At 57.1% G+C, this 25,034-nt stretch carries 21 protein-coding genes; 18 read left to right on the top strand and 3 right to left on the bottom strand.

The window, feature by feature from the left end; genetic code table 11:
- The 18 genes from R6V78_RS02725 to R6V78_RS02640 form a co-directional block, all read left to right on the top strand.
- A partial coding sequence (locus R6V78_RS02725; RefSeq protein ID WP_410287791.1) for a DUF4115 domain-containing protein occupies positions 1-467 on the top strand: 467 nt, incomplete at its 5' end.
- 95 nt (positions 468-562) lie between these two features.
- A complete protein-coding gene (mgtE, locus tag R6V78_RS02720) occupies positions 563-1,915 on the top strand; it encodes a magnesium transporter (RefSeq protein WP_410287790.1) in 1,353 nt (450 codons plus the stop codon).
- Between the two features lie 4 nt (positions 1,916-1,919).
- Positions 1,920-2,723, top strand: a complete 804-nt coding sequence (gene recO / locus R6V78_RS02715) for a DNA repair protein RecO (protein WP_410287789.1) — start codon at positions 1,920-1,922, stop codon at positions 2,721-2,723.
- Positions 2,704-3,777: a galactokinase gene (locus R6V78_RS02710; RefSeq protein WP_410287788.1), complete on the top strand. Its 1,074-nt coding sequence runs from the start codon at positions 2,704-2,706 to the stop codon at positions 3,775-3,777. The genes recO and R6V78_RS02710 overlap by 20 nt, the downstream gene beginning before the upstream one ends.
- Positions 3,778-4,059: 282 nt before the next feature.
- Positions 4,060-4,935, top strand: coding sequence for a glycine--tRNA ligase subunit alpha (glyQ, locus tag R6V78_RS02705; RefSeq protein ID WP_410287787.1), 876 nt, complete (start codon positions 4,060-4,062; stop codon positions 4,933-4,935).
- A 61-nt stretch (positions 4,936-4,996) separates the two neighbouring features.
- Positions 4,997-7,072 (top strand): glycine--tRNA ligase subunit beta, encoded by a 2,076-nt coding sequence (gene glyS, locus R6V78_RS02700; protein ID WP_410287786.1) that lies wholly within the window; start codon positions 4,997-4,999, stop codon positions 7,070-7,072.
- A 137-nt stretch (positions 7,073-7,209) separates the two neighbouring features.
- On the top strand, positions 7,210-7,464 hold the full coding sequence (locus R6V78_RS02695) for a hypothetical protein (protein WP_410287785.1): 255 nt from the start codon (positions 7,210-7,212) through the stop codon (positions 7,462-7,464).
- Positions 7,465-7,552: 88 nt separating this feature from the next.
- On the top strand, positions 7,553-8,302 hold the full coding sequence (locus tag R6V78_RS02690) for a nucleoside phosphorylase (RefSeq protein ID WP_410287784.1): 750 nt from the start codon (positions 7,553-7,555) through the stop codon (positions 8,300-8,302).
- 65 nt (positions 8,303-8,367) lie between these two features.
- Entirely contained in the window at positions 8,368-10,257 is a 1,890-nt protein-coding gene (locus tag R6V78_RS02685) for a BRCT domain-containing protein (protein ID WP_410287783.1), read from the top strand.
- Positions 10,258-10,282: 25 nt separating this feature from the next.
- Entirely contained in the window at positions 10,283-11,440 is a 1,158-nt protein-coding gene (locus R6V78_RS02680; protein ID WP_410287782.1) for a DVU_1551 family NTP transferase, read from the top strand.
- A gap of 69 nt (positions 11,441-11,509) precedes the next feature.
- A complete protein-coding gene (locus R6V78_RS02675) occupies positions 11,510-13,246 on the top strand; it encodes an ABC transporter ATP-binding protein (protein WP_410287781.1) in 1,737 nt (578 codons plus the stop codon).
- The gene (locus R6V78_RS02670; protein WP_410287780.1) at positions 13,236-15,194 is read left to right on the top strand and encodes an ABC transporter ATP-binding protein; all 1,959 of its coding nucleotides are present in this window, start codon (positions 13,236-13,238) and stop codon (positions 15,192-15,194) included. The genes R6V78_RS02675 and R6V78_RS02670 overlap by 11 nt, the downstream gene beginning before the upstream one ends.
- A 307-nt stretch (positions 15,195-15,501) precedes the next feature.
- A complete protein-coding gene (locus tag R6V78_RS02665; protein WP_410287779.1) occupies positions 15,502-17,265 on the top strand; it encodes a formate--tetrahydrofolate ligase in 1,764 nt (587 codons plus the stop codon).
- Between the two features lie 135 nt (positions 17,266-17,400).
- On the top strand, positions 17,401-18,771 hold the full coding sequence (fliN, locus tag R6V78_RS02660) for a flagellar motor switch protein FliN (protein WP_410287778.1): 1,371 nt from the start codon (positions 17,401-17,403) through the stop codon (positions 18,769-18,771).
- 376 nt (positions 18,772-19,147) lie between these two features.
- Positions 19,148-19,540 (top strand): universal stress protein, encoded by a 393-nt coding sequence (locus R6V78_RS02655; RefSeq protein ID WP_410287777.1) that lies wholly within the window; start codon positions 19,148-19,150, stop codon positions 19,538-19,540.
- A gap of 221 nt (positions 19,541-19,761) precedes the next feature.
- Positions 19,762-20,379: a dephospho-CoA kinase gene (gene coaE / locus R6V78_RS02650; protein ID WP_410287776.1), complete on the top strand. Its 618-nt coding sequence runs from the start codon at positions 19,762-19,764 to the stop codon at positions 20,377-20,379.
- A gap of 282 nt (positions 20,380-20,661) precedes the next feature.
- Entirely contained in the window at positions 20,662-21,336 is a 675-nt protein-coding gene (locus R6V78_RS02645) for an HD-GYP domain-containing protein (RefSeq protein WP_410287775.1), read from the top strand.
- 92 nt (positions 21,337-21,428) lie between these two features.
- Positions 21,429-23,018, top strand: coding sequence for a peptide chain release factor 3 (locus tag R6V78_RS02640; RefSeq protein WP_410287774.1), 1,590 nt, complete (start codon positions 21,429-21,431; stop codon positions 23,016-23,018).
- Positions 23,019-23,152: 134 nt separating this feature from the next.
- On the opposite strand, the gene R6V78_RS02635 is transcribed toward R6V78_RS02640, so the two are convergent.
- The 3 genes from R6V78_RS02635 to R6V78_RS02625 all read right to left on the bottom strand — a co-directional run bounded on the left by R6V78_RS02635 (position 23,153) and on the right by R6V78_RS02625 (position 24,919).
- On the bottom strand, positions 23,153-23,869 hold the full coding sequence (locus tag R6V78_RS02635; RefSeq protein ID WP_410287773.1) for an enoyl-CoA hydratase/isomerase family protein: 717 nt from the start codon (positions 23,867-23,869) through the stop codon (positions 23,153-23,155).
- Positions 23,870-23,948: 79 nt separating this feature from the next.
- Positions 23,949-24,146 carry a hypothetical protein gene (locus R6V78_RS02630; protein ID WP_410287772.1) on the bottom strand — a complete coding sequence of 66 codons (198 nt, stop codon included), beginning with the start codon at positions 24,144-24,146 and terminating at the stop codon, positions 23,949-23,951.
- A gap of 278 nt (positions 24,147-24,424) precedes the next feature.
- Positions 24,425-24,919, bottom strand: coding sequence for an FmdB family zinc ribbon protein (locus R6V78_RS02625; RefSeq protein ID WP_410287771.1), 495 nt, complete (start codon positions 24,917-24,919; stop codon positions 24,425-24,427).
- Positions 24,920-25,034: the final 115 nt, after the last annotated feature.

Raw genomic sequence — 25,034 nt, 5'->3', positions numbered from 1 at the left:
TGATGACAGGGCTGGTCGTGGGCACGGTCCTGACCTACCAGAGGGTGTATCATCAGGAAGCCGCCCATGAGGCCCGGGCGCCGGTGCCCGCCGCCATCGAAGAGGCACCGCCGGCGGGCGAGACCGTTGCGCCGCCGGACGCCGTCGTGCAGAAGACGCCGGCGGAAGCGGCCGCCCCGGAGGCTCCCGCCGCGGGCCGCGGCGTCCCGGAGACTGCCGCCGACCCCAGGCCGGCAGCCTATCTGCTGGAGATCGTGTGCGAAGAGGATACCTGGTTGAAGGCCATCGCGGATGACGCCCCGGCTTCCCAGCACTATCTTAAGCCCGGCGACATTCTCCACCTGGAGGCCGACCGCATGTTCAATCTGCTGATCGGAAACGCCGGCGGGGTGTCGCTTCAGCTGAACGGAAATCCTGTCCCGGTGCCGGGCAGAAGCGGCGAGGTGGTCAACCTGGAACTGCCCTGACATCGCGCCGTCCTTACCGGAAACGCCCCACCTTCGGCCGCCGGCCGATCCGGAAACTTTGATGCTTAACCCTTAGCCGTCGCCCCGGAACAACGATGTTGAATAAAAACAACCGCATTCTTGTGGAAAGCATCAAGCGCCTGCTGCGGCGGGGGGCAACCACCAATCTGCGCAAGATTGTGAACAAGACCCATGCCGCCGATCTCTCGATCGTCTTCCGGTCCCTGTCGGTGGCCAAACAGCTGCAGTTGCTCGAAATGATCCGCGACACGGAGAAAAAGGGCATCCTGTTCAGCGAACTGGACGAGGACACCTTCGCCGCGCTCTCCAATGAACTGGAGCTGGAGGATATTGTCGAGGTCCTCGAACAGATGCCCTCGGATGACGTGGCCGACCTGATCGGGCGGCTGCCGGAAGAAAAATCAGACGCCATTCTGGAGCGGATGAAAAAAGAGGGCTCCGAAGAAATCGAAGGCCTCCTCAAGTACGACGACGATACGGCCGGCGGGATCATGGTCACGGATTTCATCGCCATGCCCCAGGATCTGACCGCCCGGAAAGCCATCGAACGGATCCAGACCGAATACCACGATGTGGAGATGCCCTTTTATCTCTACGTCGTGGACGAATACGGCAAACTGGTGGGGGTCTGTTCCCTGCGCCAGCTCGTGGTGGTGGCGCCGGAAACCCCGCTCAAGCAGTTCATGACCAGGGATGTTTTCGCCGTGGGCACGGATGTCGACCAGGAGGAAGTCGCCAACCTGGTGGAGCGCTACGATATTCTGGCGGTTCCCGTCGTGGATGAAAACCACCGGCTGGTGGGTATCGTCACGGTGGACGATGTCATCGATATTTTCCGCGAGGAAGCCACCGAAGATATCCTGAAGATGGCCGGTCTGGGTGAGGGATACATCGAAACCCAGAACGTTTTCCGCAGCACCAGGACCCGCCTGCCATGGCTTCTGGCCAGTTGTGCCGGCGGGGTCATGGCCTTTTTCATCATCGGACACTTTGAAGGCACCCTGCACCGCTTCGCTTTCCTGGCGGCCTTCATCCCCGTCATCATGGGCATGGGCGGCAACATCGGCACCCAGTCCTCCACCATCGTGGTGCGCGGCCTGGCCACGGGAAGACTCAATATCCGGGACATCTGGTCGGTGGTGGGTAAGGAACTGTCCGTGGGCTTGATCCTCGGTCTGGTCTACGGCCTGCTGCTCGGGTCGGTGGCTCAGCTGCAGTACAGCACCGTGATGCTGGCCCTGGCTGTTTGCCTGGCGGTGGTCTGCTCCATGTCCGTCGCCGCCCTGGTGGGTTCGTGCGTACCCATGCTGCTGGCCCGGATCAACATCGATCCGGCGGTTGCCACCGGGCCCTTCGTGACAACATCCATCGATATCATCAGCGTCTATTTCTATTTTTCCATCGCTACCCGCTTTCTCGGTATCTGAATCCATGACCAGCCTGAGCACCCCAGCCATCCTGCTCCGTCGGATCGAGTTTGGCGATTATGACCTGATTGTAACCCTGTTCACCCGGGCACAGGGAAAAACCAGCGCGATTGCCAAATCCGCCAAAAAAAGTGTCAAGCGCTTTCCGGGTGTCCTGGAGCCCTTTTCGCGGCTCAACGTGGTGCTGACCCCAGTGAGGGGCAAAGGCTTGCCGGTGCTCCAGGAGGCGTCTCTCGAAGATCCGTTTTTCAAAATTCGCGAAGATATCGTTAAAACCACTTATGCCAGCTACTGGGCGGAATTGATCTATCTGTGGATGGCCGAGGGAGAACCCCAAGAGCCCCTTTACCAGCTCATGTCGCATGTGCTGGTCGAGCTCAACCGCGGGGAGACGCCCGTCGAGGTACTCAGTATCCTGTTCCAGATGCGCTTTTTATCACTCGCGGGGTTCCGACCCAACTTTGACCACTGCCACGCATGCAAGACCTGCCTGGACCAAATCCGGCACGCTTCGGTTGTCTCGGATCCATCCAAAGGCGGCATTGCCTGCCCGACCTGCGGCATCCCCACCAACGGGCGATTGAAAATCTCCAAAGGCACCCTGAAGCAACTGATGTGGACCGACACCGGAGACCTTGAGCGGGCCGGACGCGTGCGGTTCGCACCGGCAGCCATTGCTGAAGGTCTGACCTTTCTGGAAACCTTCGTCCCCTATCACATCGGCAGGTCTCCAAAAAGCCTGAAGGTGCTGCAGGCCGTGAGACAATCGATCAAAACAGGAGGCAGCCATGTTAAAGCCGGGCAATAACCTGGGACTGGGCGATATCGGACCGCTGCTGGACAACCACCCCATCGTGGCGTCGGCACCCTGCCGCATCGATTTCGGCGGGACCTTGGACATCAGCAGCTTTCACTACCCCCTGCGTCATCTGGCGCCATCCACAGTCAACATCGCTCTGGACAGGCGCACCACGGTCAGTCTGGGTCCGACCACCGCTGAGCGAATACGCGTATCGTCAGCAGGCATCGCCGATGCGACCTTCAGCCCATCTGAAGCGCCCTACGATCATCCCCTGGGACTGATGTTCGCGGTAAGCGACTATTTCGGCGCCAGGGGGGTCCACATTCACATCCATTCCGCATCGCCGCCCCAAAGTGGACTGGGGGGATCATCCGTGGCGGCCATCGCCCTGATTGCAGCCTTTTCCAAGCTGCTGGGCCGCATGGGCAAAACAGAAATTCCACGCAAGCAGATGGTTCTTCTGGCCCATGCCATCGAGCAGGGCGCGGCCGGTGTTCCCTGTGGCCTCCAGGACCAACTGGCCGCCGCTTTCGGTGGCGTCCATGCCTGGACATGGACGGCGGATCCTTGTCGGCCGCCCTTTGCCGGAAGGTCCCTGTTGAAGGGCAAATCCCTGGAGCGCCTGGACCGGCATCTGCTGTTGGCATATTTGGGCGTCACCCATGTTTCCAGGGATGTCAACAATACCTGGATCAGGCAGTTCATCGCCGCCTGCGGCCGCGAAAACTGGCATGCGATCATCCACCTGACCAACGCTTTCGCCACGGCAATCGCCGGATGGGACATGCGGGCGGCCGTCCAGGCCATGAACCGGGAAACGGCAATCCGCAAGGCCATGACCCCCCAGGTCCTCGACGACATGGGCGACCGGTTGGTGTCGGCAGCCATCCAGGCCGGTTGCGGCGCCCGTTTCACCGGTGCCGGAGGTGGCGGATGCCTGTGGGCCATCGGGGAGGTGCACGACATGGCGGCACTCAAACCGGTCTGGAAAGAGATCCTTGCCGAACGACCCACGGCAGGCGTGATCGATTGCCGGGTGGACAACCAAGGAGTGCTTTAGACGCCACGGTTTATTTTTTAAGGCACATCAATCATGTCGGCGGACGGCCGTCGATCTGTTCAAGCCCGGCAGCCAATAATGAACGCACCATGCAAGACCGCCGGTTGACCGGTGCAGGTTGGCAGCCGGCATTGCCGCGAAGACAAACCCGGGTCTTGTTAAACCGCAGCGATAATGGTACGTAAGGCCCTCACCCGAGAGCCTGTCTGGTCCGGAATTCCCGAGCGATGACAAAACTTATCAACCCTTTGGCTATCGATACCGACCGTCGAGGTAATGCAGATGAATTTTCAGGATGTAATTCTCACCATGGACAGATTCTGGGCCCGCAAGGGCTGCGTGGTGGTTCAGCCCTATGATCTGGAGGTGGGCGCCGGCACGTTTCACCACCACACGACGTTGAAGGCGTTGGGGCCCGAGCCGTGGAACGTGGCCTACGTTCAGCCGTCCCGACGGCCCACCGACGGCCGGTACGGGGAAAATCCCAACCGCCTCCAGCATTACTACCAGTACCAGGTGCTGCTCAAGCCGTCCCCAGGCAACATTCAGCGGCTCTACCTGCAGAGCATGAAGGCTTTAGGGGTAGACCCACTGGAACACGACATCCGCTTCGTGGAGGATGACTGGGAGTCGCCCACACTGGGTGCTTCCGGCCTGGGCTGGGAAGTTTGGCTGGACGGAATGGAATGTACCCAGTTCACCTATTTTCAGCAGGCCTGCAGCATGGAACTGTCCCCCATTTCAGTGGAGCTGACTTACGGCCTTGAACGCATCGCCATGTACCTTCAGGGCGTCGACAACGTCTATGACCTGAAGTGGAACGACACGGTCACTTATGGTCAGGTCCATCACCAGCAGGAGGTGGAACAGTCCACCTACAATTTCGAAAAAGCCGATGTGAGCATGCTGTTGGATCTGTTCAACCGCTATGAGACCGAAGCCAAACGAATTATCGAGGAACCGCTGGTGCTTCCGGCCTATGAATTCACCCTCAAGTGCAGCCACACCTTCAACCTGCTGGACGCCCGGGGTGCCATCAGCGTCACTGAAAGAACCGGATATATTGCCCGGATCCGAAACCTGGCCCGGGCGTGCGGCATGGGCTACCTGAAGCAGCGCGAGGCCATGGGATTTCCCCTATTGAACCAAACCGCGTGATTGACGGCCGGCAGGGCAAAATTGAATCAACATCGAATGTGAACGCCAGATCGAGGTAAATATGGAAACCCTACTACTTGAAATCGGCGCCGAAGAAATCCCGGCGGGATATATCCAACCGGCACTGGATGCCATCGCCCAGAACCTGCTCAAACGGCTGGATGGGGCCCGCATCGGCCACGGCCTGGCCCGCACCTGCGGTACCCCCCGCCGGCTGACGGTCACGGTGGACCAGGTTGCGTCCAAACAGGAGACCGTGACCGAGAACCTCATGGGGCCTCCGGAAAAGATTGCTTTTGACGAAACGGGCAGACCCAGTATGGCGGCGGTAAAATTCGCCGAAAAGGCCGGTGTCCCGTTGGCCCGTCTGAAGGTGGTTCAGACGGACAAGGGCCGGTACCTGAGCGCCCGCAAAACCAACCGCGGGCAGGCAACGATCAACCTGCTCAAAACCATTTTGCCCGAGGTGATCCTGGCCACGCCCTTTCCCAAGAGCATGCGCTGGAGCGACCTTTCCATTCAGTTCGCCCGTCCCATCCAGAGCATCGTCGCGCTCTATGGAACAAAGGTGGTCTCTTTTACCCTGGGCGGCCGCATAAAAAGTGGCCGGCAATCTCTGGGCCATATGTTCATGAAACCGGGAAAAGTGGCCATCTCCTCCCCGCAGGCCTACGTGCAGACAATGGCTGCGGTGGAAGTGGTGGTAAATATCCCCGAGCGCCGCCAGATGACCGCGGCGGCAGTGGCGGATGCAGCGGCTGCCATGGGCGGACGGGTTCTGCCCGACGAAGAGCTGCTGGACATCGTCACCAATCTGGTGGAAACCCCCATCGCCACGGCAGGTCGGTTTGATGAGATATTTCTCGAGGTACCCAGGGAAATTCTCATCACGGCCATGCGCGAACATCAGAAATACTTCGCCGTAATCGACGCAGCAGGCAGACTCATGCCCGGTTTTATTGCCGTAAACAATACCCGCACCCGCAATATGGCCCTGGTGGCCACCGGGCACGAGCGGGTCCTTCGGGCCCGGCTCTCAGATGCCCGCTATTTTTTCAACGCCGATGTCAAAGTACCCATGGAGGCTTGGGTGGAAAAACTCAAGGGCGTACTTTTTCAGGCCAAACTGGGCAGTATGTATGCCAAGGTGGTGAGGGTAAGGGCCCTCGCCGCATGGCTGGCCGATGCCGTCAACCCGGCCGAAAAGGAGAAAGTGACCCGCGCGGCCTACCTGTGCAAGGCCGATCTGGTAAGCCAGGTGGTGGGCGAGTTTGCCAAACTCCAGGGAATCATGGGACGCATATATGCCCAGGCGGCCGGTGAAGCGCCGGATGTGGCCCTGGCCATCGAGGAGCACTACCGGCCCACCCACAGCGGCGGGCAACTGCCGCAGACCGAAACCGGCGCGCTGCTCTCCATCGCCGAAAAGATCGACTCCATTTGCGGGTGCTTTTCCGTCGGCCTGGTTCCCACCGGTGCCGCTGACCCCTATGCCCTTCGACGACAGGGAATCGGCATTTTGCAGATCATGCGCAGCCGCAAAATGAACCTGTCCCTTGCCGAACTGGTGGAAAAAGGTGTCGCTTTGTTCGCCGAAACAAGCACCGAACCACCAGCCCGAACCGTATCCGCCGTATTGACGTTTCTCAACAGCCGGCTCTCCCGCCTGCTCGCCGACGAGGGGTTGTCCAAAGACATCATCGCCGCGGTGACCAGCGTCTCGGCAGACCGCATCACCGATGTGGAACGCCGGGTTAACGCCCTGGTCAATTTCAAGGCCAAACCGGGTTTCGAAACTCTGGCAGCAGCCTTCAAGCGGGTGGAAAACATCTTAAAAAAAGCCTCGCCCACCCCAACCGAACCGGTCAACCCGGCCCTGTTTGCACACGGTGCGGAAGGTGCCCTGCATACGGCCTGCCAGGCGGTAAAAATGCAGGTGGACCGTCTCATGGACCAGGGAGACCTTGACAGCGCCCTGACCGCCATTGCCACCTTGCGAGACCCGGTGGACGCCTTTTTCAGTGATGTAATGGTCATGGCCGATGAAGCGGCGCTTCGCCGCAACCGTCTGGCTCTGCTGGCATCCATATCGGCCATTTTCGGAAAGATTGCCGATTTCTCACAGATCTCCACCTGATCCGGACGAACCCGGTCAACAATGGAATCCCGGATCCAGGGGTTGAGGAATTTAAATTACGCTTCAGATCGATTTAATGCCTTTATCCCGGCATCGCTCCGCCCATGAATTCTTGAATTTCTCCAAAGGAGGAACACATGCCCTTTGACCCAAGCAAAGACAAGGTATTGAAAAAATGGAAATGCCCGGAAACCGGGCTGATGGTGACCATCAACCGTTATGACCAGGGGGAGGCCAAGGTCCAAATCGGCCCCCGCGTACTCAAAAAACAAGACGGCAGCGACCGGGCGCCGGTCAAGGCCGGCCGCCTGACGATCGAAGATATCTTCTGGCTGTACGATATCATGGACGAAATCAAGGAGGAACTGACCCATCTGCAGCGACCGATCTGATCCGCAGACCTGCCATGAGAACTGCCGCCTGGTGGACAGTGAACGTTCTGGCTGCTGCCGTCCGGTTATTCTCCTGCACTGAAAGCCGATGACTGACCGCCGTGCCATAGTCAATCCCGTCAAAGGTAAAAAACCGCCCGAAACCGGTTCCCTGGCCATTATTGCGGCCACACAGGGGGACCTGCACCTGCTGGAACGACTGGCGGACACCCCCGTGGTGGAGCAACGCAAATTATACATGAGTAACCTTCAGGTACATGCAGACGACCGGCGGCGGTTCACACTGGCCGGACCGCTGATCGGAGCTCCCTATGCCGCCATGATCGTCGACTCTCTGTGGGTATGGGGCGTTAAACAGATCCTCTTTGTGGGCTGGTGCGGAGCGGTATCCCACCGTGTAAAGGCCGGTGATATTATCGTTCCGACGAGCGCCATGGTGGACGAGGGCACGTCCGGCCACTACTGTGATCCCGCATGCAGGGTCGCCCTGCCCGCCCGGCCGCTCTGTCATCAGATCCGACTGGCCCTGCAGCATCACCATGCCCGCTTTCTCGACGGTGCCGTCTGGACGACCGATGCCATTTTTCGGGAAACCGTAGAGAAGGTAAAGCATTATCAAAAGAACGGCGCTCTGGCCGTGGAGATGGAACTTTCCGCCATCTTCACCGTCGCTGGCTTTCGGCAGATGGAAGCAGCAGGCATCCTGGTGGTTTCCGATGAACTTTCCGACTACCAGTGGCGCCCCGGTTTCAAGACCCCGGCTTTTAAAACGGCCCGGGAAAAGGCCTGCCGTGCGGCCCTGACCCTTGCAGCCGTTTTGGGATCTGAAACGAGATAGGTGACCAACTCCCTTTCTCAACGGTCAACGGCAAGGCATGCCAACGTTCGGTGGGAAGCGATCCCTTGGACAGTCCGGCCCTAAACCCTTTTTTTTATCAGCGCATCCTGGAAAAAATGAACCCATCCAGCGTAGAAGAACTGGTCGACGTGTTGAAATCCTACAATCAGGCCTATCGTCAGGGCACACCCATCGTCAGCGACGCCGAATATGACATGCTGGTGGAGCGGCTCCGATCGATCGCGCCGGCGCATCCGTTTCTGCAGGCCGTAGAGCCGGAGCAGTTCAGCGGCAAGCGGGAAGTACGCCACCCCACACCGATGCTCTCCATTGAAAAAGCCTATACCCGTGAGCAGTTGGAACGCTTCGTCGCCCGGGTGCAGAAAGAAGCCGAGGCAATTGATTTGGATCGGGTGACCTTCAGACTGACACCCAAGCTGGACGGACTGGCCGGCCGGGATGACGGCCGCCTGTTTACCACGCGCGGCAACGGAGAGGTGGGTTACGAAATTTCCAGCGCCTTTGCCAAAGGCGTGATCCCCATCGGCGGCCGCGCGCTTGGGATGGGAGAGATCGTGGTCGTCAAATCCTATTTTGACGAGCACATGGCCGATCATTTTGAACATCCGCGCAACATGGTGGTGGGCATCATCTCTTCGGATACCCTCAACGAAAATGCAAAAACCGCGCTCAACGATCGCATGGTGCATTTTGTGCCTTACAGCCAGGTCACTGCGCTGATCGTCGACGGCCGCCGGTTGATTGAAGAAACCAGCCGCCTGGTAGAGAACCTGCTGGCAGGCTTTGACTACCCCACCGACGGCGTGGTTGCCGAGGCCACCGATGAACGCTTGAAGGCGCAGATGGGGTCCACCGCCCACCATTACCGCTGGCAGATTGCCATCAAAACCAAGGGAGAGATCGCTCAGACGACTGTCACCGGCATCCAATGGCAGGTGGGCCGCACCGGCAACGTCACCCCGGTATTGGAGGTCGATCCGGTATTCCTGTCGGGTGCCACCATCCGGCGGGTGACCGCCCACCACGCCGGCAACATCCGCAACTCCGGCATCGGCATCGGCACCCGCATCGAGATTATCCGCAGCGGCGAAGTCATTCCCAAGCTGGAAGCCGTACTGGAAGTCAAGGGAGAGGCGGCGCGGCCCGAGCTTTGCCCCTCGTGCAATGCACCCTTGGTATGGCAGAACGATTTTCTCAAGTGCACCAACAGCACCTGCCGGGCCCAGATCGAACAGCGCATCAGCCATTGGTTCAGGATTCTGGGCAATGCAGACTGGTTCGGCATCAAGACCATCCGCAAGCTTGTCGACCACGGTCATGACAGCCTCGAGGATATCTACCGGCTCTCCGAATCGGATTTCATAGATATGGGCTTCGGGCCGGTCCAGTCTAGAAATCTGGCCGCGGCCATCACCCTCAGCCGGACCAAGCCGGTCGAGGATTGGCGTTTTTTGGCCGCCTTCGGCATCGCGGATTTGGGTACTGGGGACAGCCGCAAGCTGCTGGCCAACTATTCGATCAACGATGTTCTCAACCTAACCAGGGCGCAGATTAAGCACATAAAAGGGTTCGGCGGCATCACGAGCAAAAACATTGCCAATGACCTGAAACGACTTGCGCCGCTGGTCAGCCACATGCTTGACCTGGGCTTCAACCTCCAGCGTACGCCCCTGGCAGCTGCGCAACAGGCCATCGACAGTCCCATCGCGGGAAAAGGCATCGTCTTTACCGGCAAGATGATCCACGGCGACCGGGAAACGATGCAGGCCGAGGCCCGGGCACTGGGCGCCAGCGTACAGACAACCGTCAGCGGAAACACCGATTATCTGGTTTGCGGTGAACGGGTCGGCCAGTCGAAGATGAACAAGGCCAGCCGGCTGGGCGTGACCGTCCTCACCGAAAACGAGTACCGGGCCATGCTGGCTGAAAAATAAACACACCCAACACAAAACCGTTTCCATGGCCTTGCAGCGAAATCAATCCGTCATCATCCTAGCCGCCGGCTACTCCCGGCGCATGCGGCCCTTCAAACCGTTGTTGATTTTGGACGGAGAGACGGTGCTGCAACGGGTGGTCTCTCTTTATCGCAGCGCCGGGATGGCGGACATCCGCGTGGTGACCGGATTTCGTTCGCAGGCCATCGCCTCCGAGCTGGCCGGGAAGCCTGTGTGCCTCGTCCACAACCCGGCACATGATGCGGGCATGTTCACTTCCGTGCTGGCCGGTGTCAGATCACTTCCGGCAGACGTCGGATCCTTTTTCGTTCATCCGGTGGACATTCCCCTGGTTCGCCCCCACACCCTGGCGCAGGTGATGAATGCTTTCGATCGAAGCCTCCCACCGGTCGCCTATGCGCTGTTTGACGATCGACGCGGACACCCGCCGCTGATCCATGGTCAGCTGAGAGATGACATGCTTCGCCATGACGGCAGCTGCGGACTCCGGGGGCTGCTTTGCCGCTACGATTCAGCGGCCCTTGAGGTCCAGGTGGCCGATGAAGGCATCCTCATGGACCTGGATACGCCCGAGGATTTTCAGCGCCTTTCAACCCGGCTGGCACGGTCCGACAGGCTCACTGAAAACGAATGCCGGGTACTCATGGAAAAAGTTCACCGGCTGCCCGGAAAGCTGATTGGCCACTGCCTGCAGGTGGCTTGCGTGGCCGAAACGCTGGCAGAAGCCGTCAATGGCAGCGGCGGCGCCATCGATGCGTCCCTGGTCCGATCCGCCGCCCAGGTGCATGATGTGGCCCGACTGGCGCATGACCATGCCGCTGCCGGGGCCGACCTGTTGAATGCCATGGGATTTCCCGCCATGGCAGCCATCGTCGCGCTGCATATGGATATCCCGGTTTCGCCGGATTCCCGCCTGGATGAAGCCCAGATCGTTCACCTGGCCGACAAGCTGGTGTCCGGCACCACGGTGATGAGCCTGGCACAGCGGTTCGAAACCAAAATGAAAAGATATTCCCACGATGCCAAAGTTGCGGCCCAAATTAGCCGTCGTCGGTCCAACGCCTTTCGAATTCAGGAAAAACTCGAGCAGGCATCGGGCAGTACCATCGGACAGATCTTGAAAAAGGCCGGGATCACGTTCATTCACAGTGATGATAACTGAAAAGGGTCCGGAAATGGATGTGTGCATCCTTCGGCAACCCTGAAATAAACCGCCTGCAAACAGGGATCGATGAAATCCTTCAATCTGATCAAGCCCTACCTGGTCGCAAACCGCAACAGCATTCTTTTCGGGTTGTTGTGCCTGATCGTGGTGGATCTGCTCCAGCTTTTTATCCCGCGCGTCATCAAGCGGACCATAGACAATCTGGCCCTCATGCAGGCGGATCCCACCAGCCTGTTGAATGATGCCGTGGTCATTCTGGCCCTGGGGGTGTGTATCGGCTTGTTCCGTTTTTTCTGGCGGCGCTGCCTTCTGGGCACTGCCCGCAAGACCGAAGAGGCGCTGCGCAACCGCCTTTTCGCCCATATCCAGACCCTCTCTCCGGCCTATTTCGACCGCATGCGCACAGGCGACCTCATGGCCCATGCCACCAACGACATCCAGCAGGTGCGCATGGCATCCGGAATGGGGCTGGTGGCCTTAAACGATGCCCTTTTTTTAGGATCGGCCGCCATCGGCTTCATGATCTATATCAACCTGGAGCTGACCCTGTACGTGCTGATCCCCATGCCCCTGATCGTTCTGGGCACCCGTTTTTTCAGCCGACGGATGCACCAGCGCTACAAGCGGGTACAGGGTGCCTTCAGCGATCTCACCGAAGCGGTTCGCGAGCGTTTTGCCGGTATCCGCGTCATCCTGGCCTATAATGCCCAGGCCGCCGAGGCCCGTGAGATCACCCGGATCTCGAACGCCTACGTCCGCGAGAATATCGATTTGGTTAAAATTACCGGCTCGTTTTTCCCGCTGATGATGATGCTCACCAACCTGAGTTTGGCCATCGTCCTGTTTCAGGGCGGCCGTCAGACCATTTTTGCCCGGATCACACCGGGTGATTTTGTGGCCTTCATCAGTTATCTGGGCTTGCTTACCTGGCCCATGATGGCCCTGGGCTGGGTCACCAACCTCATCCAGCGCGGCCGCGCCTCACTGGACCGGCTGGACGGCATCTTCAGCACGCTCCCTGAACTGACCGAGCCCCAGAATGCCATTGACGCACGCGGGTTTGTGCGCCGCCTGACATTCGAGAAAGTCAGCTTTGCCTACGACCCGCACCGGGGTGATGTCCTCCAACAGATCGATCTGTGCGTGGAAAAGGGCCGCACCCTGGGCATCGTAGGCCCGCCGGGGGCCGGGAAAACCACACTGGTACAACTGCTGATGCGCCTCTACGATGTCCGTTCGGGATGCATTTGCATCGATGGAACAGACATCCGCCGCCTGAAGATCAATGCATTGCGATCATTGGTATCCATTTCGCCTCAGGAACCGTTTCTTTTCGCCGGCACCATCCGCGAGAATATCACCTTCGGCGCCACGGGAGTGTCGGACGAAGCGCTTAAACGGGCTGTTCAATTGGCAGCACTGGACGACACCATCCAGGAATTGCCCCGCCATTTCGATACGGTGGTTGGAGAAAAAGGGGTAATTTTATCGGGCGGACAGAAACAGCGCGTGGCCCTGGCCCGGGCCCTGCTGACTGCTGCACCGATCCTGATTCTCGACGATCCGGTAAGCCAGGTGGATACCCGCACCGCCGCCCGCATCCTGGAAACACTGCGGTCCATGGACGGGGACAAGACGCTGATCATCATCTCTCACCGCCTGTCGGCAGTACGCCACGCCGACCAGATCATGGTAATGGAAAAGGGACGGGTCGTCACCACCGGCAGCCACGACAAATTGATGGCCGACGGCGGTTATTATGCCCGGGCCTACCGTCTCCAGGAGCTTGAAGATGCGATTTGACTATGGCTACGATGAAGAGCAGCGCCTGGGGAAGCCATATGACCTGAAATTGCTGCGCCGCATTCTTCCTTACGCCGGCCCCCACCGGATCAGGCTGACCCTGTCGGTTTTTTTGGTGGTGGCGATCACGCTGTTGGAATTGTCCGTCCCGTATATCACCAAGGAGATCATCGACCGGCATATTGTTCCCAGGGACCGTATCGCCAGCGAGACGGGCGAGCAGTGGCTGTCCGTTGACCTGAAGGACCCGGTTGTTGGGGAGGCGGTCCACCGGCAGGACCATCTGTTTCGTGTCCGGGAAGGTCGAGCGACAATCCGGATGGAAGACCTGGGCCGCCTCGACCGTTCAACCCTGGCTCGGCTGCGGCACACCGATCTGTCCGGTCTGCTGCACATTGCCGGTCTGTTCATGGCGGTGGTGGTGGCCATTTTTATTCTAACCTTTGCCCAGAACCTGATTATGGAAATTACCGGCCACCGGATCATGCACGACCTGCGCGTCGGCCTGTACCGCCACCTGCAGGACATGCCCCTGCGCTTTTTCAACCGCAATCCCGTCGCCCGACTGGTGACCCGGGTGACCAACGACATCCAGAACATGCACGACCTGTTCACCGCTTTCATCTCCATGGTGTTCAAAGATATGTTCCTGCTGGCAGGAATCGCCGTCGTGCTGCTGGCCATGGACTGGCGTCTGGCCTTGCTGACATTTATCGTCCTGCCGCTGGTAGCTGGCACCGCGCTTGTGTTTTCACGCAAGGTTCGCGACGTGTTTCGGGAGCTGCGCATCCAGGTGGCACAGATCAACACCCGTTTTTCCGAAACCATCGCCGGCATAAAAGTGATCCAGACCTTCTGCCGGGAACGGGAGAACTTCGAAGCGTTTGCGCGCCTCAATCACGACAACTATCTGGCAGGAATGCGCCAGATTAACATCTTTGCCGTGTTCATGCCCATTATTGAAATGCTTGGTATCACCGCCATCGCCATCGTCATCTATTTCGGCGGCGCCCATGTGCTTGACCAGACAGTCAGCCTCGGCGCGCTGGCCGCCTTCATCGCTTACATGAAGATGTTTTTCCGTCCTATCCGGGACCTGGCGGAAAAGTATAACATCCTGCAAAATGCAATGGCTTCAGCCGAACGGATTTTTCTGCTTCTGGATACCCCGGCAGCTGATCCGGCCAAAAAACAGATCGAGGTGATTCCCGGCCCACTGAAACAGATCCGTTTTGAGGGCGCAACGCTTGCCTACAACGAAGGCGAAGCGGTTTTAAAAGACATCAATCTGACGATCAATGCCGGAGAAACCGTCGCCATTGTGGGTGCCACCGGCTCGGGAAAAACATCGCTGGTGAATCTGCTGGTGCGCTTTTACGACCCCACCAGCGGATCGGTTTTTTTCAACGCCATCGACTGTATAAACATCCCGCGGAAAATATTGAGAAGACGAATCGTCCTGGTCATGCAGGATCCCTTTTTATTCACTGGAACCTTAAAGGCCAACCTCTTCTTTTCCGCCAAGGATCTTACCCCCCGGCAGCAGGCCAGAATCCTCGACGCATCCCGCTGCCGGGACCTGGTCGACCGTTTGCCGAATGGGCTGGATACCCGCATCGCCGAAGGAGGCGGCTCCCTTTCGAGCGGTGAACGTCAGTTGATCTCCGTGGCGCGAGCCTTTTCAGCGGATCCTGAAGTGATTGTACTTGATGAGGCCACCTCCTATGTTGACTCTCAGACCGAAGTCGATCTGCAGCAGGCCATCGCCAATCTGATGCGCGGGCGCACCTGCGTGGTGGTCGCCCACCGCCTTACCACTGCCCGCACTGCCGACCGTATTGTGGTGCTCAACAGCGGCACGATGGTGGAAACCGGCACCCATGAATCCTTGATGGCCCGACAGGGATTTTATCACCGCCTCTATCATCTTCAGGGCAACGGGGTTTGAAACGGAAGCCAATCTTGACCGACCGAGGACCTTTATGTCTCCTTTATATTGCCGTTTATAATCAATTTTTCAATATGTTGGAATCATTTCCGCTAAGGCTTTCAACATCCATATAACGCTTGCCAAAATCAGACAGGCATGTTAGGTTGATCGCGTTTTTCAGGTTCCTGGAAAAACATGGTGCATTCAAACCTTCAACACATTCCAATTGCGTTTTTATTCATCGACCCGACAGTGTAGCGGCACCTGATAGCGGGTAATCAGGGCCCTCAATGGTTAAACTTTAACTTAAAGGAGGATTGGATAGATGGCTTACGATGCAACAAAAATGGCCGACTGGCAGATTTCTGAAGAGGCTGAAAAAAACATGCCCACTCCCGATGAGTGGCGCGAAAAACTTGGCCTGCAAGCGGACGAAATGCTTCCCATGGGGCGTTTGTCCAAAATCGACTTCCTCAAGGTGATCAACCGTCTCAAAGACAAACCGGACGGCAAGTACATTGAGGTCACCGCCATCACCCCCACCCCCCTTGGAGAAGGCAAAAGCACCACATCCGTCGGTCTGATGGAAGGTCTGGGCATGCGCGGTAAAAATGTCGGTGGTGCGCTGCGCCAACCCTCCGGCGGTCCAACCATGAACGTCAAGGGAACGGCGGCCGGCGGCGGCAACTCCCTGTTGATCCCCATGACCGAGTTTTCCCTGGGACTGACCGGGGACATCAACGACATCATGAATGCCCATAACCTCGGCATGGTGGCCATGACCGCCCGCATGCAGCACGAACGCAACTACAACGACGAGCAGCTGGCCCGCCTCACCGGCATGCGCAGGCTGGACATCGACCCCACCCGCGTAGAGATGGGCTGGATTATCGATTTTTGCGCCCAGGCGCTGCGCAACATCGTCATCGGACTCGGCGGCCGCACTGACGGCTTTACCATGCAGAGCAAGTTCGGCATCGCCGTGGGCTCCGAGCTGATGGCTATCCTGGCCGTGGCCACAGACCTGGCCGATCTTAAAGAGCGCATCAACAACATCACCGTGGCCTTCGACAAGAGCGGCAAACCGGTCACCTGCCGAGACCTGGAAGTTGGCAACGCCATGGCCGCATTCATGCGCAATACCATCAACCCGACCCTGATGTGCACCGCCGAATATCAGCCCTGTTTCGTGCATGCCGGCCCCTTTGCCAACATCGCCGTGGGCCAGAGCTCGATCATCGCCGATCGCGTCGGTCTGAAGTGCTTCGATTACCACGTGACAGAGTCCGGCTTCGCCGCCGATATCGGATTCGAGAAATTCTGGAACGTCAAGTGCCGTTTCTCCGGTCTCAAACCGCATGTTTCCGTTCTGACCGCCACCATCCGCGCCCTGAAGATGCATGGCGGCGGCCCAAAAGTGGTTGCCGGAAAAGCGCTTGATGATGCCTACACCAAGGAAAACCTGTCCCTGGTGGAAAAGGGCTGCGAGAACATGGTCCACATGATCGGTGTCATCCGCAAAGCCGGCATCAACCCGGTGGTCTGCGTCAACCGGTTCTACACCGATACCGACGCCGAAGTGGCCATTGTAAAAAAGGCCGCTGAAGCCGCCGGCGCCCGCTGTGCCGAATCCAAACACTGGGAAAAAGGCGGCCAGGGCGCCCTGGAGTTTGCCGATGCCGTTATCGATGCCTGCGAAGAAGGCAACAAGTTCGATTTCCTCTATCCGCTGGAGATGAAGCTGCGTGACCGCGTGGCGACCATCGCCAAGGAAGTCTACGGCGCCGACGGTGTGGATTGGTCGGCGGAAGCCAAGGCCAAAGCCGAAATGCTGGAAAGCGATCCCAAATACGCCGACTTTGCCACCATGATGGTCAAAACCCACCTCAGCCTGAGCCACGACCCGGTGGTAAAGGGTGTTCCCAAGGGATGGCGTCTGCCCATCCGGGACGTGCTCATCTATTCCGGTGCCAAGTTCCTGTGCCCGTGTGCCGGCACCATCAGCCTGATGCCGGGGACCGGTTCCAACCCGGCTTTCCGCCGCATCGACGTCGATCCGGCCACCGGAAAAGTGAGCGGGCTGTTCTAAGGCCGCCGACAAGGTAAAATCAACCCAAGGCCCGGGCGCTTCGCCCGGGCCTTTTTTGTTGCAAATGATTGACAAAAATAGAAAAAAACTCCTAAAATGTAGACCATTGCCAACCGCTTAACTCACAGGGAACCGATGGAAAAAATCACCGACGACGCCATCCGTAAAACGATAACATCCACAATCATCGAGACTTTCGATTCAATGATGTCCATGCCATTGGAATCCGTTGACGGCAGTGTGCCCACCGGTCTCGATGATAGCCGGATGGTCGGAGCGATTCACTTTGGTGGTGAGGTGGTGGGTGTGATGAGTTTCAATCTCTCCGCGGCGTTCGCCAAGATGGTGACCGCAGCCATGCTTGGGATCGAGATCGATGAAATCAAAAGCACGGATCCGATCAACGATGTGATCGGTGAGATAGCCAACATTGTGGCCGGAAATCTGAAAACGGAATTTCTCGACGCCGGCCTTACCTGCGTGATTTCGACGCCGTCGATCACCTCGGGCAGCCATTTTAACATCGATCCGGTGGACATCGCCCCGCCGGTAAAATTCACGTTTCGGCATCAGAATGATTACGTGCGCGTTGAATTGTGCGCCAAGGAGGAGATTGGCGCCAAAGAAGATATCATGAGCGACCTGTCCAGCGATGTGATTATGGAGCGGATTGCCGGCGTGGATATCAAGACGGCCATCGTCAATTCAGTAATTGACGTTTTTTACACCATGCTGGACATGGAAGTGGCGTCCATACAACAGGTTCCCGAATCCTTTACCGAAGAGATGCGAACCGTCGGGTCGGTAACCTTTGCCGGTGAAGTCGACGGCATGTTCAATATCCAGGTCAATGACGATTTCGGAAGGGAAATGACCGCCGCCATGTTGGGAATGGAAGTAGCGGAAGTCGAAAGCGACGAAGCAGTCTATGATGTTATTCGTGAGGTCAGCAATATCATCGGCGGCAATCTCAAATCCAATTTTGTGGATGCCGGCCTCTCCTGCGTGTTGTCCACCCCATCAATTACCAACGGGCGTGACTTCAAGGTGAGCCCCACCCATGTTATCAAGCCCACCAGATTCCTCTTTTCCCATAAAGACAGTGTCATCATCGTTGAAGCCGGTGTTAAACGGGATAAATCCGATTCCACAGAAGCTGCAGATAAAACTACAGCGAAACCTGCCCGGTCGGAAACGATTCAAGAAACGGTCCTGATGCCTGACACCGACAACGAGATGAATCAATTTAAAAATCTCGGTCTGGTGATGGACATTCCATTGCAGGTGACCGTTGAGTTGGGACACTCCCGAAAACGAATCAATGATGTGCTCAAGATGGGTCCGGGATCGGTTGTCGAACTGGAGCAGATGGAAGGCGAGCCGGTTGACATTCTGATCAATCAGACATTGATAGCCAAAGGATTTGTCGTGGTGGAAAAAGAAAAATACGGCATCCGCATCAGTGAAATCGTCAGCCGCAAGGAACGCATGAAAAGCATTCGTTGAACCGCCTGCCAGGTCGCGGGCCAGGCCTTTGCGGATCAATGCGCGCGGTCCCACAAACAAGGCGGCGGCCGCCGGTCCGGCGAGCGAACAGGCAAGCGGCCTTCAGTCTTCGGGCCCGTCGATGGGAAAACCCGCAGCAGGTCGGTTGGATCCGCTTCTGGGATCAAATACCGGCAGGGGTAGTTCAATGGCTGATTCAGGATGACTGTTCCCTTGACAGATGACGCCAAACGTGTTTGTAAAGTCCCCCAAGAAACAACGGTTTGGCGGCCAGCGGCGAAAGCTTGTCAGTTTTTTCCAGGTCACGTCAACACGCATATTCCGGTGGGATGCCCCTGCGGTATATGGCGCCATTGCAACAGAAAAGGAGATAAAAATGAAAATCCTGGTCGGTTATGACGGGTCCAATTCGGCCAAGGATGCCTTGGCCCTGGCTAAAAAACACGCTACCGCTTTCGATGCGCAGGTGCTCATCGTTTCTTCCCTGACCGGCGGGAGCGTCACCCACGCCGTAGAAGTGGAACATGCGACCGAGGATCTCGAATTTGCTAAAAAAATGTTTGATGAGGACGGCATTCCGTGCGAAACCAAATTATTGGTCCGCGGTATGACACCAGGTGAGGACCTTGTCGAATATGCCAAAGAAAAAGGGATTGATGAAATTATCATCGGCATCAAACGCCGTTCAAAAGTGGGCAAGCTGTTGTTCGGGTCCAACGCCCAATATGTGATCATTAAAGCGCCCTGCCCCGTCGTAACCGTTAAATAGTCCGTCCGGAAAGGGCGGATTTTGTTCCCAGCCAAAGCCGCAGCGCCCGTTAAACCGCACCTGCAGCCGGCTGAACCGGCGTGGATTTCAAAGCCGCAAGTCCGTCGGCCTGGGCCGGAAGCGGCCATTTATGGAAGGGTATTTGACAACCGTGAGCGGGGCTGCGTTCCCACACACCCCGATCCAATTTTTGTATGCGTTTGCCCCCCAAAGGACGCCCCGTGATCATCGCCGGTTTAACCGGAGGCATTGCCAGCGGCAAATCAACGGTGTCCGGATTTCTTTCCGATGCCGGTGCCTTGATCATCGACGCCGATAAGATCGCAAGGGAGGTGGTCAAACAGAGCACTCCCGGCTATGAAGCGATTCTTGCCGTTTTTGACCGAATGATCCTCCTCCCCGACGGGGAAATTGACCGTAAACGCTTGGGGGATATTATTTTCAATGATCCGGAAAAAAAATCATGCCTCAATGCCATCGTGCATCCCCGCGTCCTTGAACGCGTAAATGAAATGGTCGCCCGAATCAATACCCAAACCCCCGAAGCGGTGGTGATCATGGACATCCCGCTTCTTCTTGAATCTGGTTTGGAAAAAAACCTGGCTGAAGTCATTGTCGTATATGTACCCGAAACGATTCAACTGGAGCGACTCATGCGCCGGGATGGTATCGATGAACGAGCGGCAACTGCCCGGATCCGTTCACAGATGCCCATCGAGCAGAAGCGGAATCGGGCCACCATCGTCGTTGACAATAGCGGCGGCCTGTCCGCCACCCGGAAACAGGCAAGGGCTGTTTATAGCCGCCTGAAAAAAAGGGCGCAAAACCCGGCGAAATAATAGCGCACCGCCATGGCAGCCTATTTTGCGATTCGGTTTTAACGAATACGGCAGGTTTCACTTGAGGCCTGGTTCAAACATCCGTTTTGGTTTGACACTTTTTATGCCCTGCCTTATATTGGACGCGTCATAGGAAACCTGAAATTGTCATCTGAATACGACCCCGCCTGGGGCGGTTCGACGGTTAAAATAACATTCCAGCGTCGTGCCGCCTTGCCATATCGATCAATCCTCGTTCAGGCAAATTGGATGCAGTGAACACGGAGGTTGTCTGTAATAGACATGCGACAAAATTTGACCCACCGGAAACGGATCTGCGCACAACACCTGCAGACATTAAGTGAAATCTCCCTGGCCCTGGGGGAGAAAGATCGCTATACCCTGGCCCATGGTCATCGGGTGGCCCTTTATGCCATGCGCCTTGCCCAGCGGCTGGCTTTTGGGCTTCAGGACGTACGCAATGTAGGCATCGGCGGGTTGTTTCACGATGTGGGCAAGCTGGCGCTGAGTGACCGAATTTTCACCAATCGGGAGATGCACCTTCCCCATGATCTGCAGCAGGAGGTTCGGTGCCACCCGCTGATCGGCGCAGCCTTGCTCAAGAATATCGATTTTTTAAAACCGGCTGTGGACTTCGTTCTGTTTCACCATGAACGGGAGGACGGCAACGGGTATCCCTTCGGTCTGAAAGCCCTGGAAATCCCGCCGGGAGCGAAAATTGTAAGTATTGCGGACTGTTTTGATGCGGTTACCACGGACCGGCCCTATCAGAAGGGGCAGCCGGCTGCATCTGCCTACGAAATCCTTCGGGAAGGTTGCCGCAACTATTTCTGCGGTGAGTATGTAGAAACCTTCATCGAAGAGATCGAAGAAAACGGAAGCATTCAAGACACGGGCCCCAATCTGCTGCTTGCAGACGAACTGGTTCGATCGGTGGCCGGATACAGCGTCATGTAATCCGGCACCAAACCCATCACCTTGTTTAAACAGTGGTAACGGGCCGCTTTCGGCCTGTTTTTTTTGGCCAATCGAAAAAAGTTGAAACGCATATGGATCGGAATTTTTTAGAAGAGATCAGAAAACGTCGGACGTTCGGCATTATCAGCCACCCGGACGCCGGAAAAACAACCCTGACGGAAAAGCTGCTCATGTTCGGTGGCGCTATCCAGATGGCTGGAGCCGTGAAGGCAAAACGGGCAGGGCGTTATGCCACCAGCGACTGGATGGCCATCGAAAAGGAACGCGGGATCTCGGTGACGACCTCGGTCATGAAATTCAATTACGACGGGGTTGAAGTCAACCTGCTGGACACCCCCGGACATCAGGACTTTTCCGAGGACACCTACCGGGTGCTTACCGCCGTGGACAGCGCCCTCATGGTGATTGACAGCGCCAAGGGTGTGGAACCCCAGACCGAGAAGCTCATGGAGGTTTGCCGCATGCGCAACACCCCCATCATGACATTCATCAACAAGCTGGACCGCGACGGTTTGTCTCCGCTTGAGCTTCTTTCGGATATCGAAGAGAAGCTGCAAATCGAATGTTCACCCCTCTCCTGGCCCATCGGCATGGGAAAGCGTTTTCGCGGGGTTTACAATTTGTATCACCGGCAGCTCCACTTGTTCACCCCCGGCGGACAGACCCGCCACCAGGAGGGGATTGTAATCACCGACATCGCCGATCCCCAACTGGACGAGATGCTGGGCGGCCAAGCTCAAGAATTGCGCGACGACGTGGAACTGCTGGAGGGTGCCGCCAACCCCTTCGAATTGGATCAATATCTCAAGGGCAGCCAGACGCCCGTTTTCTTCGGCAGCGCCATCAACAACTTCGGCGTGCGGGAGCTGCTGGATGCATTTGTGCGCATGGCGCCGCCTCCCAGAGCCTGCCCCACCACGACCCGCCAGGTCCAGCCGGATGAAGATTCATTTTCCGGGTTCGCCTTTAAAATCCAGGCCAACATGGATCCGGCCCATCGTGATCGCATTGCCTTTGTGCGCATCTGCTCAGGGAAATTCACCCGCGGCATGAAGGTGATTCAAACCCGCCTGGCCAAGCAGGTAACCTTGTCCAATGCAACCATCTTCATGGCCCAGGATCGCACAAATGTTGAGGAGGCCTACCCCGGAGATATCATCGGCATCCACAACCACGGCACCATCAGTATCGGCGACTCCTTTTGTGAAAAAGAACCGCTCAGCTTCACCGGCATCCCCAGTTTTGCACCGGATCACTTTCGCCGGGTGCGCTTGAGAAACCCACTTAAAACCAAGCAACTGCTCAAGGGGCTGACCCAACTGGCCGAGGAAGGGGCTGTCCAGTTTTTCCGCCCGCTGTCGGGGAACAGCTACATCCTCGGAGCGGTCGGGGTGCTCCAGTTTGATGTGACCGTGGCGCGACTTAAAGCCGAGTACGGGGTCGATGCCGACTACGAGCCGGTAACCTTTGCCGCTGCCCGGTGGGTAACCTGCGACGACAAAAAGCAGTTGACCATCTTTGAAAAGGAAAAGTACGCCAGTTTGGCCCATGATTCCCAAGGGAAACTGGCCTATCTAGCGCCCAGCCTGTGGCGCCTTGAAAATGCCATGGAGGAGTGGCCCATGATCCGCTTTCACAAAACCCGTGAACTGGCCGCTTGAAAACCGCTGTGAGGGTTTGCCTAAACCTTTGCTCTGCAGGATCTTTCCAGAATGGGTCGTTGTGGTAAACACCCGGGACCCCCGGCAGGGGGAGCGCTGCCCACTTTGGCGGGTGGCCAGCCTTGATCGCCGGATCAACCCATATTAAATCGCCCTGACTCGATATAAGGAACATCCTCGACATCGATTGCGTGGACAATGGCCTGGTTGAGCCGTTTCTTCATCTCCGCCACCACGGGACGACGCTTGTTGAGGGCCATGGCAAAAGCCATGGTATCCGCCATGAGCGTTTCAGCGGGAGAGGCCTTGTGAATGATGTGGTGCTCCACACATTGATCCGCGGTAAGCCGAACACCGGTGTATTCCATGTACTCGACCATGTACATGGGCATGGCCTTCTTCAACAGGGCATTCATCCCCGGCAAAAAAGGGATCCCCAGGTCCACTTCGGGGAAGCAGAAAAAACCGCGGTCCGATCGCATGAAGCGAAAATCAAAGGCACAACTCATGATTGCACCGCCGGCGAAGGCGTGACCGGAAATGCCGGCAATGGTCAACAGGGGATAGGTGACGATGCGTTTAAACATGCGATTGAGCAGGTAAAAGAAATCCTTGGCCCGAGCCGTGTCGTTTTGCTGAATTACCGGCACCAGCCACTCCAGATCGATACCATTGGAGAATATCTTTTCATGGGACGACGTCACCACAAGGGTGGTGGCATCCGTGGCACCCTCGACCTCGTCGAGAACGCCTAGGTAGGCATTTAGAAAATCCGGATTGAACCGATTCTCCCCGTCATTCAGACTAACCGTTGCCACGTGCTCATTTACAGCATAATCAACCATTGTCATGATCTGTCCTTCGTTTGCACCATGCAAAAAAGGCGGTCTCCGACAGGCCGCCTTTTTGTAAGTAATCAGTCAGGGTGGATCAGGCGCAGCACGAACCCTTGGTACCACAGCTGGTACAGCCGGCGCCGAAGTCAATGCCGCAGTCCAGTTTGAATCCGTACATCTGAAAATCAACTTTGATGGGTTGCGCTTTATCCAAAAACTCTGTGTTGACGATAAATTTGAACCCGTCTACGTCAAATTCCGTGTCGGTGTCGGCAAGCTCATCCAGAGCCATGGCCAGGCCGGGGCCACCTCAGCCGCCTTCGTTTAGGAAAATCCGCACGGGTTTGACATCTTTGCCTTTGAAATATTCGGCAATCTGCTGGACTGCCGGCTGCGTGACTTCAAGCATGATACCCTCCTTGGAAATAAAAATCGGTCCGTGATTGTTCAGGACCGGCAATTGGTTTCAGACAAGGAATCTAACCATGTCCATCGAGTTTGTCAATCCCATTTCCAGCGGGTATCGAATACGGGTATGCCGATGCAGCCGATGGCTGGAAAGACCCGGACTTAAAGATCATAAAGGGTCTCATCCCGCAGGGGCGCCCGCCTGGCTGCCGCCGCCCCTTTGCCTTTTTTTTCAGCGAACACGAATGGATCTTCCCCTTCCAGAAGGTCGCCCATCTCGGCCTCGACCTGTTCAGGGTCATCTCCGCGCTCCATGCGCCGCAGCGCTTCCTCCATGCCCGCACCCAGTTCCATGCCGGTCATGTCGGTGAGTTTTCGCATGAGATTGGCCGCCTGGCGCGGATCGTCCTCGTTGATCCGGTCCGCTTCACTGGCCAGCATCTGCATGGCCTTTTCCATCCTATGTTCGTCAAAAGGCAAATCCTCACCATCTTCGGACGCTTTGGCCTTTCCGGTAAAGGCGAAAGCAGACATCTGCCGTTCCAACACGCGGACCCTGCATTTGGGGCATTGGGGCTGCTTGGATGTGTTGATCGTTCTGGAAAAAAAGTTGAACAGGGTGTTGCAGTCCGAACAGTAAAACTCATAGATGGGCATGTTCTCTCCGCAATTGATGGATGTTAATGGCTAACCGGTTGTTTATGCAGTCAAAGTTCGACAATTAAATCAGAAAAATAATAGGACGTTCCGCCGTTCTTGTCAACCGTCTGAT

The sequence above is a fragment of the Desulfosarcina sp. genome (assembly GCF_046496365.1).
Lineage (GTDB): Bacteria > Desulfobacterota > Desulfobacteria > Desulfobacterales > Desulfosarcinaceae > Desulfosarcina.
Note: the sequence above shows the minus strand (reverse complement) of the source record. Positions and strands in the feature narration are given on the sequence as shown.

What these genes read in the sequence shown, in the direction of transcription:
- glyQ (WP_410287787.1), top strand. Translation starts at nt 4,060, where the DNA reads ATGAATTTTCAGGATGTAATTCTCACCATGGACAGATTCTGGGCCCGC.
- R6V78_RS02645 (WP_410287775.1), top strand. Translation starts at nt 20,662, where the DNA reads ATGCGACAAAATTTGACCCACCGGAAACGGATCTGCGCACAACACCTG.
- R6V78_RS02665 (WP_410287779.1), top strand. Translation starts at nt 15,502, where the DNA reads ATGGCTTACGATGCAACAAAAATGGCCGACTGGCAGATTTCTGAAGAG.
- R6V78_RS02625 (WP_410287771.1), bottom strand. Translation starts at nt 24,919, where the DNA reads ATGCCCATCTATGAGTTTTACTGTTCGGACTGCAACACCCTGTTCAAC.
- R6V78_RS02675 (WP_410287781.1), top strand. Translation starts at nt 11,510, where the DNA reads ATGAAATCCTTCAATCTGATCAAGCCCTACCTGGTCGCAAACCGCAAC.
- R6V78_RS02655 (WP_410287777.1), top strand. Translation starts at nt 19,148, where the DNA reads ATGAAAATCCTGGTCGGTTATGACGGGTCCAATTCGGCCAAGGATGCC.
- R6V78_RS02690 (WP_410287784.1), top strand. Translation starts at nt 7,553, where the DNA reads ATGACTGACCGCCGTGCCATAGTCAATCCCGTCAAAGGTAAAAAACCG.
- mgtE (WP_410287790.1), top strand. Translation starts at nt 563, where the DNA reads ATGTTGAATAAAAACAACCGCATTCTTGTGGAAAGCATCAAGCGCCTG.
- R6V78_RS02630 (WP_410287772.1), bottom strand. Translation starts at nt 24,146, where the DNA reads ATGGCTCTGGATGAGCTTGCCGACACCGACACGGAATTTGACGTAGAC.
- fliN (WP_410287778.1), top strand. Translation starts at nt 17,401, where the DNA reads ATGGAAAAAATCACCGACGACGCCATCCGTAAAACGATAACATCCACA.
- R6V78_RS02635 (WP_410287773.1), bottom strand. Translation starts at nt 23,869, where the DNA reads ATGACAATGGTTGATTATGCTGTAAATGAGCACGTGGCAACGGTTAGT.
- R6V78_RS02710 (WP_410287788.1), top strand. Translation starts at nt 2,704, where the DNA reads ATGTTAAAGCCGGGCAATAACCTGGGACTGGGCGATATCGGACCGCTG.
- R6V78_RS02640 (WP_410287774.1), top strand. Translation starts at nt 21,429, where the DNA reads ATGGATCGGAATTTTTTAGAAGAGATCAGAAAACGTCGGACGTTCGGC.
- R6V78_RS02680 (WP_410287782.1), top strand. Translation starts at nt 10,283, where the DNA reads ATGGCCTTGCAGCGAAATCAATCCGTCATCATCCTAGCCGCCGGCTAC.
- recO (WP_410287789.1), top strand. Translation starts at nt 1,920, where the DNA reads ATGACCAGCCTGAGCACCCCAGCCATCCTGCTCCGTCGGATCGAGTTT.
- glyS (WP_410287786.1), top strand. Translation starts at nt 4,997, where the DNA reads ATGGAAACCCTACTACTTGAAATCGGCGCCGAAGAAATCCCGGCGGGA.
- R6V78_RS02695 (WP_410287785.1), top strand. Translation starts at nt 7,210, where the DNA reads ATGCCCTTTGACCCAAGCAAAGACAAGGTATTGAAAAAATGGAAATGC.
- R6V78_RS02670 (WP_410287780.1), top strand. Translation starts at nt 13,236, where the DNA reads ATGCGATTTGACTATGGCTACGATGAAGAGCAGCGCCTGGGGAAGCCA.